Source organism: Streptomyces marianii (assembly GCF_005795905.1).
GTDB lineage: Bacteria > Actinomycetota > Actinomycetes > Streptomycetales > Streptomycetaceae > Streptomyces > Streptomyces marianii.
On record NZ_VAWE01000001.1, the window covers coordinates 7,407,767 to 7,426,182 of the forward strand.

The 18,416-nt window shown below is 69.8% G+C and carries 16 protein-coding genes and 1 pseudogene; 9 read left to right on the forward strand and 8 right to left on the reverse strand.

The window, feature by feature from the left end:
• Positions 1-10 precede the first annotated feature (10 nt).
• Together FEF34_RS33550 and FEF34_RS33565 are read right to left on the reverse strand one after the other, a co-directional pair.
• A pseudogene (locus FEF34_RS33550) lies at positions 11-1,333 on the reverse strand (GNAT family N-acetyltransferase); the annotation flags it as partial.
• Between the two features lie 766 nt (positions 1,334-2,099).
• Positions 2,100-3,203, reverse strand: coding sequence for an aromatic ring-hydroxylating oxygenase subunit alpha (locus FEF34_RS33565; protein ID WP_138056516.1), 1,104 nt, complete (start codon positions 3,201-3,203; stop codon positions 2,100-2,102).
• A gap of 365 nt (positions 3,204-3,568) precedes the next feature.
• Between FEF34_RS33565 and FEF34_RS33570 the strand changes: the two genes are divergently transcribed.
• Entirely contained in the window at positions 3,569-4,366 is a 798-nt protein-coding gene (locus FEF34_RS33570) for an SDR family NAD(P)-dependent oxidoreductase (protein WP_234042646.1), read from the forward strand.
• Positions 4,367-4,461: 95 nt separating this feature from the next.
• Positions 4,462-5,238 carry an enoyl-CoA hydratase/isomerase family protein gene (locus FEF34_RS33575; protein WP_138056518.1) on the forward strand — a complete coding sequence of 259 codons (777 nt, stop codon included), beginning with the start codon at positions 4,462-4,464 and terminating at the stop codon, positions 5,236-5,238.
• 257 nt (positions 5,239-5,495) lie between these two features.
• Here the strand turns inward: FEF34_RS33575 and FEF34_RS33580 are convergent, their stop codons facing one another.
• Positions 5,496-6,326: an alpha/beta fold hydrolase gene (locus FEF34_RS33580; protein ID WP_138056519.1), complete on the reverse strand. Its 831-nt coding sequence runs from the start codon at positions 6,324-6,326 to the stop codon at positions 5,496-5,498.
• A 261-nt stretch (positions 6,327-6,587) separates the two neighbouring features.
• On the opposite strand from FEF34_RS33580, the gene FEF34_RS33585 reads away from it, so the two are divergent.
• Together FEF34_RS33585 and FEF34_RS33590 are read left to right on the forward strand one after the other, a co-directional pair.
• A complete protein-coding gene (locus tag FEF34_RS33585) occupies positions 6,588-7,469 on the forward strand; it encodes an RNA polymerase sigma-70 factor (protein WP_138056520.1) in 882 nt (293 codons plus the stop codon).
• 288 nt (positions 7,470-7,757) lie between these two features.
• Positions 7,758-8,519 (forward strand): GntR family transcriptional regulator, encoded by a 762-nt coding sequence (locus FEF34_RS33590; protein WP_138056521.1) that lies wholly within the window; start codon positions 7,758-7,760, stop codon positions 8,517-8,519.
• A gap of 29 nt (positions 8,520-8,548) precedes the next feature.
• On the opposite strand, the gene FEF34_RS33595 is transcribed toward FEF34_RS33590, so the two are convergent.
• From FEF34_RS33595 to FEF34_RS33605, 3 genes are all read right to left on the reverse strand, one after another.
• Entirely contained in the window at positions 8,549-9,706 is a 1,158-nt protein-coding gene (locus FEF34_RS33595) for an ROK family transcriptional regulator (RefSeq protein WP_138056522.1), read from the reverse strand.
• A gap of 112 nt (positions 9,707-9,818) precedes the next feature.
• The gene (locus tag FEF34_RS33600) at positions 9,819-10,469 is read right to left on the reverse strand and encodes a response regulator transcription factor (protein ID WP_138056523.1); all 651 of its coding nucleotides are present in this window, start codon (positions 10,467-10,469) and stop codon (positions 9,819-9,821) included.
• Between the two features lie 4 nt (positions 10,470-10,473).
• Positions 10,474-11,652, reverse strand: a complete 1,179-nt coding sequence (locus tag FEF34_RS33605; RefSeq protein ID WP_138056524.1) for a sensor histidine kinase — start codon at positions 11,650-11,652, stop codon at positions 10,474-10,476.
• Positions 11,653-11,759: 107 nt separating this feature from the next.
• Here FEF34_RS33605 and FEF34_RS33610 point away from each other — a divergent pair, with 107 nt between their 5' ends.
• From FEF34_RS33610 to FEF34_RS33620, 3 genes are read left to right on the forward strand one after another with little or no spacing between them, the layout of a single operon-like run.
• On the forward strand, positions 11,760-12,692 hold the full coding sequence (locus FEF34_RS33610; RefSeq protein WP_138056525.1) for an ATP-binding cassette domain-containing protein: 933 nt from the start codon (positions 11,760-11,762) through the stop codon (positions 12,690-12,692).
• 1 nt (position 12,693) lies between these two features.
• Positions 12,694-13,431, forward strand: a complete 738-nt coding sequence (locus FEF34_RS33615; protein ID WP_138056526.1) for an ABC transporter permease — start codon at positions 12,694-12,696, stop codon at positions 13,429-13,431.
• 40 nt (positions 13,432-13,471) lie between these two features.
• The gene (locus FEF34_RS33620) at positions 13,472-13,906 is read left to right on the forward strand and encodes a hypothetical protein (RefSeq protein ID WP_138056527.1); all 435 of its coding nucleotides are present in this window, start codon (positions 13,472-13,474) and stop codon (positions 13,904-13,906) included.
• Between the two features lie 244 nt (positions 13,907-14,150).
• On the opposite strand, the gene mug is transcribed toward FEF34_RS33620, so the two are convergent.
• Both mug and purB read right to left on the reverse strand, forming a co-directional pair.
• On the reverse strand, positions 14,151-14,705 hold the full coding sequence (mug, locus tag FEF34_RS33625; protein ID WP_138056528.1) for a G/U mismatch-specific DNA glycosylase: 555 nt from the start codon (positions 14,703-14,705) through the stop codon (positions 14,151-14,153).
• Positions 14,706-14,718: 13 nt separating this feature from the next.
• The gene (gene purB, locus FEF34_RS33630) at positions 14,719-16,152 is read right to left on the reverse strand and encodes an adenylosuccinate lyase (protein WP_138056529.1); all 1,434 of its coding nucleotides are present in this window, start codon (positions 16,150-16,152) and stop codon (positions 14,719-14,721) included.
• Between the two features lie 112 nt (positions 16,153-16,264).
• Between purB and FEF34_RS33635 the strand changes: the two genes are divergently transcribed.
• Positions 16,265-16,576: an HNH endonuclease gene (locus FEF34_RS33635; protein WP_199800710.1), complete on the forward strand. Its 312-nt coding sequence runs from the start codon at positions 16,265-16,267 to the stop codon at positions 16,574-16,576.
• Between the two features lie 457 nt (positions 16,577-17,033).
• Positions 17,034-18,410, forward strand: a complete 1,377-nt coding sequence (locus FEF34_RS33640) for a VCBS repeat-containing protein (RefSeq protein WP_234042647.1) — start codon at positions 17,034-17,036, stop codon at positions 18,408-18,410.
• The last annotated feature ends 6 nt before the right edge of the window (positions 18,411-18,416 follow it).

Here is an 18,416-nt window from a genome sequence, read left to right on the forward strand (position 1 = left end):
CGGCGTACACGCTCGCGCACCCCGCCTCGACGGCCATCGCCACCAGCCGGCGCAGCAGTTCGGCACCGATGCCGCGGCGCTGCCAGTCGTCCTCGACGAGGAGCGCGACCTCCGTCTCGTCACCGTCCCAGAGCAGATGCCCGAGGGCGACGATGCGGCCGGACGCCGTCTCCACGGCGAGGGTGCGGCCGAACCTCGGGCTGAGGAGATGGTTCAGATAGCGGTCCGCGTCGCCGACGGGCCCGTGGTAGCGCAGCCCCAGGGTCCGTGCGGAGCACCGGTCGTGCATCGCGCGGGAGGCGGCGACGTCGCCCTGGTCCGCGCGGCGGACGGTGATCTCGTTGCCCTCCGGGAGCGTCAGCACGTCCTGACTGCGCGGGATGCGCGGGCCGAGGCGGGCGTCGAGCTCGACGAGGGCGCGGGCCCGGGCGAACTCGGTCGGGGTGAACGGCAGATAGGCACGTTCGACCGTGATCGTGCCGCCGTTCGGGTCGCGCAGCCGTATCACCGTCTCGTCCAGGACGCCCTCCTCGGGTACCGGTTCACCGATCGGCCGGCCTCCGAGGGACTCGGCGGGAAGTGAGTGGATGGTGCACCGGCCGAGCAACTGCCGGAGTGCGAGCGGAAGCTCGGCCGCGTCGAGGGCGGTGCGGGTGGCCAGCCCCAGCAGTCGGGTGGGGGTGTCGACCAGGTCGTGGGCGTCGGCGCGCTCGATCCAGGTACTGCCGCCGCCCGCGGCCGATACCGCGTGGGTGATCTCCCGGGCCTGGAGGGCGGCGGGCGCCCGCAGGAGGAACTCGTCGACCGTGCCGTCCGCCAGGGGGTGCGTCTGCAGCGTCAGGATGTCCACCCCGTGGCGCGCCAGGGCCGTGCACAGGGCGGCGAGACTGCCCGGCTCGTCCCGGACGGTCGTCCGCATCCGCCACAGCCCGGTCTCGCGGGGAGCCGGTTCCCGTGCGCCGACCGGGTCGGTGGCGCCGAACGAGCCGGCGGTCCCGGAGCCGCCGGCTCCGGGACCGCCGGTATCGGCGGTCGGGGGCGCATGGCTGTGGCGGCGTGCCCACCAGGTGTGGAACGCCGCCGTGGCGGTGAGCGCGACGGCCGAGACGACGAGCAGGTAGGGTCCGTCGGGTCCATGGGCGATCATGTTCGCTATGGCGTCGGCCACGGCGACGGCGGTGAACAGGGCGGCCAGTTCGACCAGATCCCGCCGCCAGTGGTGGCGGCGAGCGCTCTTCGCGGAATGCACGTCAGTCATGCCATCACTGTGACCGAGTGGTGTTGCCTGATCACGAACGCTTTGTGACTGATGGGTTAAGGCCGGTTCTTGCATGCTATGGCCCGCTTTCTCCCGAATCTGTCGTTGAAGGATCACGGCGATGACGCAAGGCGGCCAACAGCGGGCCCGCCTGGGCGACCAGCCGGAGGCCCCGCGCGGCCGGCTCGTGGAGGCCGGCGGGCACCTCGGAACGGGCCGCCGCCACGGCGGCCCCCGCACCGCTCCGCGCAGTCGACGGCCACGGAAAGCACGCCCCGAGCCCCGCGGCGGATCACCGCCGTCCAGCAGGCCGGGCGAGGCCGCCCCCAGCGCCGACCACGTCGTCGCGTACGCACCGGTCGCGGAGGCCGATCGGGCCGAGTCCGCCAGCCGGTTCGGCTCGACCGTACCAAGCGCGACGGGCTCCGCAACGTCATGTCCCAGCCGACCTGCGCCGAGTTGGCCACGGGCCGCGAGCACGGGAAGGACGTCGACGGCCGGGAGCCGGTCCTCGGCGTGACGGGCACCGAGACCGTGGCCGGGCGCCGGGCGGAGGGCTGGGAAGGAACGGCGGGAGCCCGGTCGGCACGGCGTCCGCGGCACCCGCCGACGTCCGGGTTGATGTCCCGGCCCCGCCCGGCGATGTCGTCCGACCACCCGCCACTTCGCCCACACCAGAGGAAGCGCATCCCGCCCGGCGCCCAGCGGGAGAGGTGCGGAACGTGCCGTGCACGGGCTCACCGGCGCGCCGCGGGTCCTCGGGATCGGCCACCGTCATCGGTAGTGGAACTTTCCGCGCTCCGGAGGGCCGGCGGAGGCGCCCCGCACACCAGTTGGAACTTCAACAACGCGGCGCAGCGTCGACGGCGTCGCGAAGTTGCCTGTAGCGAAGGTCGAACTCGTACACCTCCGCGTCCTTCTCAGGGTAGACGCCATGCACGAAAGCCCTCGACATGACGCCTTTCTGGGCACGCTCGCACACCGCGTTGTCCTGCTGCGCCACCAGCTCGTTGAATCTGACGACGGGACCGGGGTCGAAGTCCTCGCTGCTCACACTGTCTGGGTGGAACAGATAATCCGTGACGATCCTGCTGCTCGTGGGGCCGGTCGGCTGGATCATGCTGGCGATGGCTTCGCATCCACTGACGTCCAGGAACATGGCCGGGAACACGAGGGCGCCGTAGTACGAAGTAGCCGCTTCTCCGGTCATACCCGGGATCGGAAGGAGCTTCGTGTCCGGCTCGTCAGCGACACTGTTCCTCCCGTCGGCCAGGGAGACGCCGCCATCGCCTCTTCCTTCCTCGAAGACGGATCCCGAACGAAAGGCCGGTACCAGGTCCACCAGTTCCGGGTGCACGGTGGGGCAGTGGAGACACTCGTTGTAATTGGAGACCAGGATCTTCCAGTTGGCCTGGACTTCGTGTGTTGTACGGAATCCTCGCCGGAGGGCGGCTATGTCGAACCGCTCGAGATCGAGGACTCCGTCGCTCTTCGCCAGTTCCGAGCGGAGGGACGCCGGTGTGCCTCTGTCGAGATTGACGAAGACGAACCCGTTCCAGGTGTCGACGTGCACCGGCCAGAGGCTGTGGTCCTCGCGTACGACTTCGGTGCGGTCGACGTTCGGAGTGCCCCGCAGTCTTCCGTCGAGCGTGTAGCTCCAAGCGTGGTAGGGACAACTGAAGGCAGACCTCACACGGCCGGAAGCTCCGTCGCACAACCGGGATCCTCTGTGGCGGCACACGTTGTAGAAGGCCCGGAGCACGTCGTCTTCGCCGCGCGCTATGAGAACGCTCTCACCCACGACGTCGACCGTGATCCACTGTCCCGCTTCGAGGAGGTCCTCAGTGCGACCCACGCAGATCCAGGACCTGAAGAATATGGCCTCCCGGTCGAGTTCGAATACCGCCGGGTCATGGTAGTCGGTTCCGGGCAGGGTCGTTCGCACGGTGTTCACCCCTACTCTCGGCCCTCCGGAGCCTTCCGCACGGACCGCGGGCCAGATACTCGAGAGATTGACTAACTAATCAGTCAGGAAACCGGTCCGTGTCGCCGGTTGTCAAGGCTCGTGGCGTCCTTCGCCCTTCCGTCGGCTCGACGATTCCGCCGCCCCGGGTCGGCGCGGGCCCGAGGCGGCGAGTCGCGGCGACGCGAAGTACTTGACACCGACCCTCCCCTTGCGACTAACTGATTAATTAGTCAACATCGTGGGCTCGATCAGGAGGGTCCGTGCGGAGCACCTCACATCCGGCATCGCCCTGCCCGGAACCCGCGTCCAGGCGCGTACTCCGCCCCGGCGTCCACACCGGCGCAGTGGCTCTGGTGACCGGTGGCGGCACCGGTATCGGCCGGGCCACCGCGCTGGACCTCGCGGCTGCCGGAGCGGGTGTCGTCATCTGCGGCCGCCGCGCCGGTCCCCTGGAGGAGACCCGGCAGGCCGTGGCCGAACTCGGCGGTTCCTGCCTGGCGGTACCTGCGGACATCCGGCAGGAGGAGCAGGTCACCGAAGTGGTCAGCCGGGCCTTGGAGACGTACGGGCGCATCGACGTGCTGGTCAACAACGCGGGGGGACAGTTCTCCGCCCCCGCGGAGGAGATCAGCCCCAAGGGCTGGAGGGCCGTGCACCGGCTCTCCGTGGACGCCGCCTGGGCGGTCACCCGGGAAGTGGCCCGACGGGCGATGATCCCCCAGCGTTCCGGGGTGGTCTTCTTCATCGCCTTCTCGCCGCGCCGGGGCATTCCCGGCTTCGCCCACGCCGCGGCGGCGCGGGCGGCGGTGGAGAATCTCGCCGCCGGCCTCAGCCAGGAGTGGAGTCGCTACGGGATCCGCTCCGTTTGCGTAGCGCCCGGCACCATCGCCACCGAAGGTCTCGCCGAGAACTACCCCGAGGCCGACCTGCGGAGCTGGGAACGATCGGTGCCGCTGGGACGGTTCGGCCGCCCGGAGGACATCTCCGGCGTCATCGCCTTCCTCGCCTCTTCCGCGGCCTCGTACGTCACGGGTACCACCGTCGTCGTCGACGGCGGTGCAGACGCCTGGGGTGCCGGGCACCCGGCCCCCATGCGCGTGGAGCCTCCACGCTCATGTGAGGACGCGAACGAGGCGCCCTGACCGTCCGGCATGCCCGAACGCACGCTCGTCCGCGAACGCACGCTCGTCCACGAACGCTGATCCGCTCGCTCTCGACCACGACCCGGGGAGTAACGATGCATCCCGACACCCGCCCCGACGGCGTACCGGGCAGGGACGGAACCCGCGACGCGTCCCATCAGGGCACCGTCGAAACCCTGCTGCACGGTGAGATCGCCGTGCTGACGCTTCGCCGCGAGGCGAAGCTGAACGCCCTCTCCACGCACATGGAAGCGGCCCTGCTCGATGCCTTGGGCGGCGAGCAGGTGGCCAACAGCCGCGCCGTGGTGGTGACCGGAGGGCCAAGCGTCTTCTCCAGTGGCGCCGACACCACCGAACTCCAGGCGATGACCCCGGAGACCATCGCCGCGTACTACCGCTCGACCGGCTCCGTGTACGAGAAGTTCGCCGCCCTTCGCCAGCCGACGGTCGCCGCGATCTCCGGCTTCTGCCTCGGAGGCGGGCTGGAACTCGCCCTGGCCGCCGACATCCGCGTCGCTGACTCGACGGCCGTGTTCGGGCTGCCGGAAGTGGGGATCGGCATCCTGCCCAGCTCCGGCGGCGTGACACGGCTGGTCCGGGCCGTGGGACCGGCGCGGACACGCGATCTGGTGCTGCGATGCCGACGGATGGACGCCGCTGAGGCATACGCCTGGGGCCTGCTGAGCGAGGTCACCCAGCCAGGCGTCGCGTGCCTGGACCGGGCGCTGGAGATCGCCGCGGAGATGGCCGTGCACCCGCCGGCGGCGGCTTCGGTGGCCAAACAGGTGATCGCAGCGGCCACCGACGCACCCCGTGAGAGCGCACTGCTCCTTGAACAACTGGGGTACGCCGCGCTGAACGGGATGGGCTGAGCATCAGCGCCCGCACTCGCGCCGGACTGTCTTGCCGCGGCGCTGTCGCGCACCCGCTCCCGAGCGCGTTGGCGATCGTCGTGCGGATCCCACACCGCCAAGCCCCGGGTTTCGTGGAGATGGCCTGCCTTTGGTCTGATGGATCCGGATTGCTGGGCAACTGACCATCCAGCAGCCTCAGGCGGCCGTGACGCCCTGCACTGTCCGAGTGTCCGGAAATCCCCGCAGGGCGCCGGGCCTCGCCCGTCCTCGGCAGGTCAGCGGCTGCCGTCGAGGATGACGCGTGCGACGAGGGCGGGATCGTCGTTCATCGGTACATGACCGCAGCCGGGCAGGCGGACGAGCCGTGCACCGGGGATGGCCTGCTTGGCCCTGATGCCCTGGCGGTGCAGCAGCAGCCGGTCCCGGGCACCCCAGGCGACCGTGACCGGGACATCGGGCACGTCGGAGGTGAACCGTACCCGGCGTCCGGCGTCGAGCGTCTCACGGAATCCGGCGGCGTCGCGCAGGGCCAGGGTCTCGGCCACGACCGCCTGCGGTGAACGGCGTCCGGGGCGGGCGTAGATGGTGCTGGTGAGCGCAGCCCGTCCGGCGACGGTGCGGGACAGCCGGCCCAGTACCGGCTCGGGCACCAGCCGGGCGCCTCGGCGCATGGCGAGCAGCGTGCCGAAGGCGTAGCGGCGCTCGCCCTCCGTCCAGAATCCGGCGGGCGAGAGGGCGGTGACCGACCGTACGAGCTTCTCCCGGCCGAGTTCCAGCGCGAGGAGCCCGCCGAGCGAATTGCCCGCGACGTGGGGCCGCTCGATGCCGAGCGACTCGCAGAGGGCGCCGAGCACGGGGACGACCGTGGAGAGCTGGTACGACATGCCGTGCGGCAGGGCGGGGGACGTGCCGAAGCCGGGGAGGTCGACCGCGATCACGTCGCGTTCCGCTGCGAGCAGCGGCAGGACCGGCTCCCATGCCTGCCAGTGGTGACCGATGCCGTGCAGGAGCAGCAGCGGTTCACCCGCGCCGAGACGTTCGTACGACACCGACAGCGTGTGGGGCCCGCCGGGGGCGTCGACCGTGAAAGAGACCTTCGAGACCATGCTGCCGCTCCTGACGGTGACTTCATATACGCGTTGTCAGCAACAATTACCGTCCAGTAGCACCCGGGACAAGAGGGTAGCGCGCAGGGATGCGTCTCAACGTGAGGACCGGACCTGGCGTTGGTGCCACGGGCGGCGCCTCTCCGTTCCGCCGTCCGGCGCCGGACGGCTGCCCGCAACCGCTCGCGGCGGCCGCGGATGTGGCCGGCGACGCACGGAGATCGCCTGGACATCACCGGTGCGGTGGGCTGGGATGAGCATGTGGCAGGCGATACGGCGACCGATGTCTTCGAGACGCACCGCTCCATGCTGACGGGAGTGGCCTACCGCATGCTGGGCCGCTTCGCCGACGCTGAGGACGTCGTCCAGGAGGCATGGCTGCGGTGGTCCGCGGCGGATCGTTCCGACGTCCGCGAGCCCCGCGGGTACCTCGTGCGGGTCACCACCCGGCTCGCCGTCGACCGGCTGCGGCAGGCCCAGTCGCGCCGTGAGGCCTATGTGGGGCCCTGGCTGCCCGAGCCCATCGCCACCCATTTCGGGACCACCGTCCCCGACTCCGCCGAGCGCGCCGAACTGACGGAGTCCGTCTCGCTTGCCGTGCTCGTGGTGCTGGAGTCCCTGTCGCCCCTGGAACGCGCGGTCTTCGTCCTGAGGGAGGCCTTCGGCTTCCCCTACGGCGAGATCGCCGCGACCCTCGACCGCAGCGAGGCGGCCGTACGGCAACTCGCGGGGCGCGCCAGGCGCCATGTCGACGAGCGCAAGCCGCGGTACGACGTGGACCCGGCCGAGCGCCGCGATCTGACCGAGCGTTTCCTCGCCGCGGCGTCCGGCGGTGATCTCGAGGCGCTGCTCGGCCTGCTCGCCCCCGATGTCCGGCTCGTCGGCGACAGCGGCGGGAAAGCGAAGGCCCCGCTGCGCGTCATGGAGTCCGCCGACAAGGTGGGGCGCTTCCTGTTCGCCGTGGCCCAGCAGCCCGTCCCCGGCGCCGAGTTCCGGATCCTCGAACTCAACGGTGCCCCGGGCCTGCTGGTACTGGCCGAGGGGAAGCCGGACGCCGTCGTCCAGATCGAGGTCAGGGACGGACGCATCCAGTGCGTCTACATCGTCCGCAACCCCGACAAGCTCACCGCGCTCACGGCGTAGCCCTGCGGCTCCTCGACGCGAGGTACCCGGCCGTGGTGTGGCGGTGGCGGCCTCCCGTGCCGTCACCTCGGCCGTGTGGCCGGCCCGTGGCAGTGCCGCGTGCTCCTTCCCTGGGCGGGAACGTCGCATGAACACTCTGCGGTAACGCTCGATTCCCCTGAGTGACCGGCCCAGGATTGGTCTTGACCAAGGGGGTGGGCCGCCCTATGGTCGCAGAGTTAGTGCAGGAACCTTTAATAAACAAAGGCGCGGAAAGCCGCCGGGGCCACGGCGATTGCGGAGGACAGGGTGGGGACCACGCAGTTGGAACCGGTGCCGGAACCGAAATACTGGCACCTGAAGACCGTGATCGGCGAGGCACTCGACTCCGACTTCGCGGTCGGGGAGATCCTGCCCAACGAACGTGAACTCGCGGCCCGATTCGGCGTTGCTCGGGCCACCCTCCGTCAGGCTCTCGAGCAGTTGGAGCTGGAAGGCAGGCTGCAGCGCCGCCGCGGCGTCGGTACCACCGTCGCCCCGCCCCGTGTGGGGGTGGACGTCTCCACCTCACCGAACGACTGGCCCGGCGCTGCCGGGGATACCTGGCAGGCCGTCGGCTGCAGCCCGGCCGTGCCGCCCGCCGCCGTCGCGCGGGTTCTCGACACGGAGGGCGACGAGCCCGTGCACATCGTGCGCAGGCTCCTCGTCTCGCACGGTCAGCCCGTGGCCACCGAACTCGTCTATGTCCCGGGCACCTCCGTGCCCGATCTCTCCGGGATCGACGCCCCCTCGGGTGCGACCCGCGCCCGAGGGGTTCTGCGCGAGCTGCAGCGTCTGCCCCTCGAGGGCCAGGACCGCGCCGTCGAGCTCGGCTCGGCACGCGCCGACGACGCCAGGGAACTGGACCGCCTCCCCGGCGCGCCCGTCCTCGTCGTCACCACCCGGTACTTCTCGGAGGGCCGCACCGCCATCGCGTCGGTCGCGACCTACCGTGCCGACACCTGCCGGCTGACCTTCGGCGACTCGGGCGACCTGGAGATCCGGCACGACGGCCGGCGCCGCGCCTCCTGAACGCCGCCTGGCTCCGCGACCCGGCACGCTCAATGCCGGGCCGCGACCGCACTCTCGACGGCGAACAGTTGCTCCTCCACATGGTCGAGTGCCAGCCGCAGCGCTCCCGTCGCCACAGCCGCTTCGCCGAGCAGCGAGAGCTCCACGCGAGGCGGTCGCAGACAGTAGCGGGACAGTTCGTCCCGAAGCGGAGCGAGCACACCGTCCAGCCCCGCGGCCCAACCGCCCACCACCACCAGCTCCGGGTCCAGCGCGAGCACCAGCGCCGCCACATCGTGCACCAGCCGCTGGATGAACCGGTCGACGGCCGCCAGTGCCCGCTCGTCACCCGCCCGGGCCTCCGCGAACACCTTGGCCACCGCCTGCTCGTCCAAGGGATGCAGCGGCTCTCCGGTCGTCGACAGGAGCGTCTCCGGCGTGACGTCCCTGCCGAGCAGATGCAGAGCGCCGATCTCGCCGGCCGCGCCGCCGTAGCCCCGGTGCAGCCGCCCGCCGATCAACGAACCCGCGCCGGGGCTGAGCCCCGCGAGAACGAAGACGATGTCGCCTGAATCCGTTCCCGCCCCCTTCCAGTGCTCGGCCACGGCAGCCGCGTTGGCGTCGTTCTCCACCAGAACCGGGCACCGGAACGACCGCCTCAGCCGCTCGCCCAAGGCCAGCCCCGTCCAGCCGGGCAGCGCCGTGCCCAACCGGACCGTGCCGTCCGCCTCGACGATGCCCGGCGTGCCCACCCCGACCGCGCGCAGCGAGCTCCTGGCGACCCCGGTCCGCCTCAGTACATCGGCGACGACGGTGCGGACCCGTTCGAGGCGGTCGTCCGCGCAGGCGGTCTCGCCCACATCCCGGGAGCCGGCCCCGATGATCCGGCCGTCAAGGCCCGAGAGCAGCGCGGCGACCCGATGAGGACCGATCTCCACACCCAGAAGATGCCCGGCCTCGGCACGGAACCGGAATCGGCGTGCCGGCCGGCCCTGCCTGCGGGCCTCGCCCTCGCCGGGTCCGGTCTCCATGACGAGTCCGGAGGCGACGAGCCCTTCGAGGACGCCCTCGACGGTCGGCCGGGACAGACCCGTGATCCGGGTCAGATCGGTGAGCGTGGGGGAGTCCGACCCCCGCAGCGCATCGAGTACCACCGCGGAATTGATCCGCCGCAGCAGCGACGGGTCGCCTCCGGTCAGCCGGCCCACGGTGTGTCCTCCCAGCTCGTACGCGTGTCTGGCGGATCGTACTCAATGGCGGCGGGCGCGGCGAGCACTCTGAGCCATGCCTCAGGGGGTCCCGGAGGACCGGTGTCAGGGGTCAGGCCGGGGCGACGAAACCGGACTCGTACGCCGCGATCACCGCCTGGGTGCGGTCCCGGGCGCCCAACTTCGACAGCACGGCGCTGACATGGGTCTTCACTGTCTCCGTCCCCACCATCAGCTCCGTGGCGATCTCCGCATTGGACATGCCCCGTGTCATCAGCCGCAGCACTGTGCCCTCCCGCTCCGTCAGCCCTGCCTTCTCCATCGCCGCGCGTGCCGCGCTGTTGCCGTATTCGGCCGCGAGGGAGCGCACCGCGGCCGGGAACAACAGAGACTCTCCCTCGGCGACCAGGCGCACCGCGTGCACGATCTCCGCCGGCCGGGCGCGTTTGAGGAGGAAGCCGTCCGCTCCCGCCCGTAGCGCTTCATACACGTACTGGTCGTTCTCGAAGGTCGTGATGATCAGGATCCTCGGCGGCTCTGGTACGCCTCGGAGCACCACGCGTGTCGCCTCGATGCCGTCGAGGAGCGGCATCCGGACATCCATGGCCACGACGTCGGGACGCAGGCTCCGCACCATGGGCAGCACGGCCGCTCCGTCGGCCGCCTCACCGATGACGGTGATGTCGGGCTGTGCTTCGAGGACCGCGCGCAGTCCCGTACGCACCAGGGGCTCGTCGTCGACCAGGAGAACGCTCACGGACATCACGTCAGCGTATTCCGTCCAACGGAAGCTGAACGTGGACCCTCCAGCCCTCTTCGTGCGGGCCTGAGCGCGCTTCTCCACCGAGCAGTGCCGCCCGCTCGCGTATGCCCCGCAGACCGCTGCCGCCTCTCGGCCTACTGACTGTGGCAGAAAGCGGGTTGGTCACCTCCATCTTCAGACTCCGGTCCATGACTGTCACATTCACCTGGACAGGAACCGGACCGCAATGGCGCAGGACGTTCGTCAGCGCCTCCTGGAGGATGCGGTAACCCTCGCGCGACACCGGCCCGGGCACGGTATCCAGGGCCCCCGAGATCGCGGCGTCCACCTGTGCCCCCGAGGCGCGGGCCGACTCCAACAGACGATCGGCTTCTGCAAGCGTGGGCCGCGGACCGTTCCTCCCTCCTGATGCGCGGAGGACCGTCAGTACGCGCTCGAGATCGTCCATGGCGGCACGGCCCGTCTCCTCGATCGCCGCGATTGCGCGTGCGGTGAACTCGCCGTCTCCGGCAGCCCGGGCGGCCCCGGCCTGCACCACGACGATCGTCAGCGCGTGCCCGATCGAGTCGTGCAGCTCCCTGGCGATCCGATTGTGTTCAAGCAGCAGTTCGGTACGGGCTTCGAGCGCGGCCAGCCGCTCGGCCGCGGACGGCCCGAGCAGCCGGCGGGCGACGGCCGTGACCAGTCCGCCCAGCCCCATGATCACCACCGGCAGCGCCAGAAGCGGCAGCGGGGCCAGCGCCCCGTACAGCCAACGCGGTCCGGTGACGGGCGAGAGGAAGTCCTCGCCCGGCGCAGATCCGCCGGCGACCCGGAGCAGATCCACCGTGAGCAGGGGAAGCCGCACCGTGGCGAAGGCCGTTGCCACCGCGAGTACCGCCCGTGTCTCCAGCCACAGCACCGTCCGCAACCGGTCCGTCCAGGACGCGGCCGGACCGACGGTGATGCTGGGATGCGGAGCGTCCCGCTCCTCGCGCACGAGCATATGCCGTGCCTGCAGCCCCTCGGCCGTGCGGACTGAGGGAACGAGCCCGAGCAGCAACGGGAACAGGAACGGAACGAGGACCATCGGTCCGGAAGGGAACGTGAACAGCCACACCGCGTAGGCCAGCACCGGTATGCACAGGTGCAGCCAACGGGTGTATGTGACCGACCGGAAAAGGAGCCGGATGAATCGGGACATGCCGCCATCGTGTCAGCAAGGTGATCGCCTGGCCTCCCCCGTACGGGGGAAGCGAACCCCCGTTCCGGGGGAAGCCGCTGGAGCAGCCTCGGGGCCACGCTGAACCCATGGAAACGATCGACGTTCAGCAACTCACCAAGCACTACGCCGGCGTCCGCGCCGTGGACCGGCTCACGTTCACGGTGTGCCCCGGACGAGTCACGGGATTCCTCGGCCCGAACGGCGCCGGCAAATCCACGACCATGCGTCTCGTCCTCGGACTCGCCCGTCCGACTTCGGGCAGTGCCACCATCGGCGGCCGTGCCTACGGCTCGTTCCACGCACCCCTGCGTCATGTCGGCGCCCTGCTCGATACGCACGCCATACAAGGCTCGCGGACGGCCCGGAACCATCTCCGATCCCTCACCGTCGCCAACGGCATTCCCGATCGACGTGTGGAGGAGGTGCTGGACGAGACGGGACTCACCGAGGCCGCGCACCGCCGGGTCGGGGAGTTCTCGCTTGGCATGCGGCAGCGACTCGGAGTCGCCGCAGCACTGCTCGGCGATCCGGGGGTGGTCATGCTGGACGAGCCGTCCAACGGACTCGACCCGGAAGGCGTCGTCTGGATCCGTGGCCTGCTCCGGCGGCTGGCCGCGGAAGGGAGAACGGTTCTTGTCTCCAGCCATCTGATGAGCGAGACCGCCGAGTTCGCCGACCATCTCGTCGTGCTCGGCCGCGGGCGGCTTCTGGCCGACACGTCGATACGGACGTTCCTCGCCGGGAGCGGTCCGCCGCGGGCACGGTTCCGCGCGCCCCAGCCGGCGAGACTGGTCGCCGCCCTGACCCGACGCGGACACTCCGTCGAGTTGGGCGAGGACGGACGCGTCAGCGTCGGAGGGCTGAGGGCGGAGGACGTGGGCACCATCGCAGCGCGCGAAGGGATACCCGTCCTCGAACTGACGGATGAGCGGATGTCGCTGGAGCAGGCCTATCTCCGCCTCACCGCCGACGACGCGCAATTCGTCAGCCGTGCTCCGTCGACCCGTCAGGAGGTATGAGATGCCGATCATCGCCGTGATCCATTCGGAGTGGATCAAGATCAGATCGCTGCGGTCGTCCGCCGGTTCACTGGTGGCCGTCTTCGGTGTCACGGTCGCCCTCGCCGTACTGGTCAGTACCACGGTCGGTCAGGCCGAGGCGCACAACACGGGCCACGACCCCGTGTTCGGGTCCTTCTACGCCGTGAACTTCGGGCAGATAGCGGCCATCAGCTTCGGAGCGACCGCCGTGTCGTCCGAGTACCACGGCGGCGCCCTGCGTATCTCGCTCTCGGCTGTGCCCGATCGTAAGCGCTTCTACGCCGCCAAGATGACGGTCGTCGGCGCGCTCGCCTTGAGCGTGGGGATCCTGACGACGTTCACCACGTTCCTCTGCGTGCAGTTGTTCATGGGCAGGTACGCGATCGGCCTGGACGAGCCGGGTGCCCTGCGCGCGACGATCGGAGGCGGTGTCTACCTCGCCCTGCTCGCCCTGCTGGCCGCGGGTGCGACGGCCCTTCTACGCAGCGGTACGGCCACGTTGAGCATTCTCATACCCTTCGTCCTCATCGCCTCCTTCGTCGTGGGTGACACGATGGGAAGCGTCGCGGACTACCTGCCGGACCGGGCCGGGCAACTCGTGCTCCACCAGCACCCGGACGGATCCATCGGTCCGTGGACCGGCCTGATGGTGACGGCCGCATGGGCTGCCTCCGCCATGTTCGCCGGACGGTGGGCGACCCTACGCAGGGACGCCTGACAGCCCGCCACATGTCAGTGGGGAAAGGTTTACTGGATCCATGACCATCGCACGGCATCTGGCGACCATCGACCTGTTGCGCTCCCGGCCCTTCCCCGCGCAGGCGGTCCGGTCGGACGTGGGCACCAGTGCCCCGGGTTACCACACGGCCGAGCTGAGCACGAGCGAGGAGTTCTGGGACCAACGGTCGCACATGGAGGTCGTCGGGGAGCAGTACGAAGCCGAGCGAGAGGCGCTCGCCGCCGTGCTCAGCGAACGGTGGGGCCGACCGCAGGTCTTCGGCCTGAGTTCGATGTTGACCAGATCCGTAGAGGAGGAGCACATACCGCAGCCCTGGGGTCTGCTGTGCGCATCGGTGCCGGACGTGCATCTGTGGCACGTCGACGGACAGTGGGTGGTGCTGGGAGTCTCGAAGTGGGACACCGAACTGCCCTACCAGTTGCTGGCTGTCGTCACCGAGATCGATCCGCCCTAGGTGTTGCGAAAGTCCCTCCTGGCCCGCGACGCCTGGCACGCACGCTCGCTGCGTTGCCGGAGTCATCCGAGTACGTCCGGTACGAGGATGATCCTCCGCCTTGCGATCCTTCCCCTCGACCCGGAGGGCCTGGAGAGACCTCGTGCAGCGGACGACGCTGCGTGACAGGCGCCCGCTGCCCGACGCGGCACCGGACACCAGGTCCGCGACGTATCCCCGCCTGCGGAAGCGTGGCGTCCGGGGTTCAGGAGCCGGGTGATGCCGCGGCCGTTCTCAGCCGCGCGTACTCCGCCGCCATGGTCTGCAGCGTCCAGTGGGCGTTGAGCCCGCTGGGATTCGGCAGGGCCCAGATCCGGGTGTCGCCGATCACGCGGTCCTGTGCGCCGATGCGTGCCCTGCGGTCACCGAAGGCCGTGCGGTAGGCCGTTACCCCCGCGACGGCCAGCCAGTGGGGACGATAGTGCTCCACCTTCTCCCTGAGGATCCGGCCGCCCTCGCGGAACTCTTCGTCGGAGAGTTCGTTCGCCCGCGCGGTGGCCCGGGCCGCGACATTGGTGATGCCCAGGCCGTGGGCCAGGAGTTCGTCCTGCTCGGCCGGCTTCAGCTGCCGTGCGGTGAAGCCCGATGCGTGGAGCACGGGCCAGAAGCGGTTTCCGGGCCGGGCGAAGTGGTGACCGGTCGCTGCCGTCATCAGTCCCGGATTGATGCCGCAGAAAAGGACGGACAGACCGTCCGCGATCACATCGGGGACGAGACGATCGCGGGCGGCCTCCAGCTCGGCGGCGGTGATCCGGGGCATGTGCGGGACCGGATCAGAGGATGGAACCCGGCGTGTACGCGGCGGCCTCCGGGCGCTGCTTGGCGATCTCCTCGACACGGGAGACCACCGAGGCGACCTGGTCACCCGCCGCACCGGTGAAGGACAGCTTGTCCGCCATCAGCGCGTCCAGCCCGGCGCGGTCCAGTGGAATGCGGTCGTCGGCGGCGAGCCTGTCCAGCAGCTCGTTCCGCTCGGCACCCTGTTCGCGCATGGCCAGGGCGGAGGCGACCGCGTGCTCCTTGATGGCCTCGTGGGCGACCTCGCGGCCGACACCCGCCCGCACGGCGCCCATCAGCACCTTGGTGGTCGCCAGGAACGGCAGGTACCGGTCGAGCTCGCGGGCCACGACCGCGGGGAAGGCCCCGAACTCGTCGAGCACGGTCAGGAAGGTCTCCAGCAGACCGTCGAACGCGAAGAACGCGTCCGGGAGGGCGATCCGGCGTACGACCGAGCAGGAGACATCGCCCTCGTTCCACTGGTCGCCCGCCAGTTCGCCGGTCATCGAGGCGTAGCCGCGCAGGATGACCATGAGGCCGTTGACGCGCTCGCAGGAGCGGGTGTTCATCTTGTGCGGCATCGCCGAGGAGCCGACCTGGCCCGGCTTGAAGCCCTCGGTGACGAGCTCGTGCCCGGCCATCAGCCTGATCGTCTTCGCCAACGACGACGGCGCGGCGGCGAGTTGCACCAGCGCCGTGACCACGTCGTAGTCCAGCGACCGCGGATAGACCTGACCCACGGAGGTGAAGGCATGAGCGAAGCCGAGATGACCCGCGATGCGCTGCTCCAGCGCCTCGAGCTTCGTGGCGTCCCCTCCGAGCAGGTCCAGCATGTCCTGAGCCGTGCCGACCGGCCCCTTGATGCCGCGCAGCGGGTAGCGGGCGAGGAGCTCCTCCACCCGGGAGTGGGCGACCAGCAGCTCGTCGGTCGTCGTCGCGAACCGCTTGCCCAGCGTCGTGGCCTGTGCCGCGACGTTGTGGGAGCGTCCTGCCATCACCAGCTCGGCGTATTCGGCGGAGAGCTTGCCGAGTCGTGCCAGCACGGCGACCGTCCGGTCCCGCATCAGCTCGAGCGAGAGCCGGATCTGCAGCTGCTCGACGTTCTCGGTGAGGTCGCGGGAGGTCATGCCCTTGTGCACGTGCTCGTGCCCGGCGAGGGCGTTGAACTCCTCGATGCGTGCCTTGACGTCGTGCCGGGTGACCTTCTCCCGCTCGGCGATCGACGCCAGGTCGACGTCGTCGAGGACCCGCTCGTAGTCGGCGAGGGCGGTGTCCGGCACCTCGATCCCGAGGTCCTTCTGCGCACGCAGCACAGCCAGCCAGAGCTGACGCTCCAGCTTCACCTTGTGCTCGGGGGACCACAGCTCGGCGAGCTGCGCGGAGGCGTAGCGGCCGGCCAGGACGTTGGGGATGCGAGGCTTTGCAGTCACGTGTACGAAGTTTACCCGGCATCCGTGAGGGCTGCGGGACGTCCATACAGTCCAGAGAGTGCAGGTCGCGTGTACTCCGACCTGCACTCTCCGGTGGGTCTGTGAGACGAGTGTGAGACGCGGGATCTCGCTCAAGCGGCAGCGCACGGCAGTGCTCACCGACGTCCGGCCGGTCATGGCCAGCATGAAGCGCAACGAGCTGATCCACAGGCTCCTCGCCGAGTGCTGCGAGATCTGCGAGACACGGACGAACCTTGAGGTCCACCACGTCCGCAAGCTCGCCGATCTCAACCGGCCCGGACGTCGGGAAAGGCCCGTATGGGTCCATCTGATGGCGATGCGACGGCGCAAGACCCTCGTGATCTGCCGCCACTGTCATGAAGACATCCACGCGGGACGTCCCACCGCACCACTCCGGAAATGATCACTGGAGAGCCGGATGCCTGGAAATCGGGCCCGTCCGGTTCGGGGAGGGGCCGTCGGAAAAGGACCCGAGCCACGGGCACCTCGTCGGCGGCCTACTTCACTCGAAGCGGCGGGGGCTGGAAACGGAGCGGACGTACTCCGCCACCGCACCAGCCCCCGACCCTACGACTTCTCCGTGATTCGATTGTGATCGGATGAACCTGTTCATGTCAGCCATGTGATCTTGAGTTGCCCTTGGTGTACACGTCAGCCTTGGTCATCGCTATGGATGTGCTGTTGGGTGGGGGCTGGTGTCCGTCGTGAGAACGGGCTGGCGGCGTTGCGCCGTCGGAATTGCCGCAGGGGCTTTGCTCTCGGTCGGTTTGGGGGCTGGGTCCCCGCAGAATGCGTTGGCTGCCGCGGCTTGTGTCGGTGGTGGCGACAGTGACTTCAATGGGGACGGATTGCGGGACACCGTGATCGCCGATCCCCAGGCGACGGTCTCGGGCGTGCCGAAGGCGGGTCAGGTGCACGTCGTCCTCGGGGGTGGAAAGGGCACCGTTCAGGTCCACCAGGACATGCCGAACGTTTCCGATGGTGCCGAGGCGGGGGACCAGTTCGGATTCTCCTTCGCCGTCTACGACGCGGATCAGGACGGGTGCAGCGACCTGGCCGTCGGTATTCCGTATGAGGACGTGGGTGTGGTTCCGGACGCCGGCTTGGTGCACCTGATCTACGGTTCCACGGCTGGCATCGGTCAGGGCAAGCCGTCGAAGGGATTCCGTCAGGGGTCGGACGGTCTTCTCAAGAACACATACGAGGCCGAGGACTGGGTCGGGTACTCGGTCGCCACGACCGTGTCCGCGTCGAACAACGCGTATCTGATCATCGGTATCCCCGGAGAGGACGAGCCGGGCAAGGTCGACATGGGTGAGGTCGCCGCGGTCTACGGGCCGGACCAGAAGGTCGCCTCCATCACGCAGGACAGCGTCGGTGTCTGGGAGGAGGGCGAGTCCTACGATCAGTTCGGGGCCTCGGTCGCCGCGGCGGGGAATCTGTTCGTGGTCGGTGCGCCGGGTGAGTCGATCGACACCGACCGGGCCGCCGGGGTCGTCATGGCGTTCCGTCCGTCGATCAACACCGACGGCATCCCGGCACCGTCGTGGGGCATGGGGCAGAGCCGCTCCGACGGGGCCGAGTCGTCCGCGGAGGCCGGGGACCGGTATGGCACGTCCGTATCGCTGACCTCCTACCGTCCGTCCGGCGCCGCGTCCGCCACCGATTTCATTCTCGCCGTGGGAGCACCCGGCGAGGACCTCGCCGGTGCGGTCGACGCCGGAGTGGTGCAGACCTACCACGGCACTGCGGCGGGCACGGTGAGCCAGCTCGACTGGATCGACCAGAACACCGCCAACGTGGAGGGCGAGGCCGAGGCCGGGGACTTCTTCGGCCAGCGGGTCCGCGTTGTGAACACCTCGCCCAACGCTGTCGGCACGGCGTCCACGATGCGTCTGGCCGTCGGTGTGCCGGGCGAGGAGACCTCCGAGGAGTTCCGGGACAAGGGCGGCGTCCAGATCATGCCGCTGATCGGCGCCCCAGGATCGGGCGACACGTGGATCGATCCCGGCAGCGGCATCCCGTCGGAGCCCGCCAATCAGCAGTTCGCGGGCATCAGCCTCGGTGGCACCAGCACCGCGCTGTACGTGGGTATGCCGTACGGCCCCGCCGGGGGGCGTGCCGTGTACGGATTCCCGTGGAACGTGGCATCGGGCGGCGCCCCGACTCAAACGTGGAAGCCCGGCGAAGGCGGTATCCCGGCCGAGAACGTCGCATTCGGTACGGCCGTCGGATGATCCGGC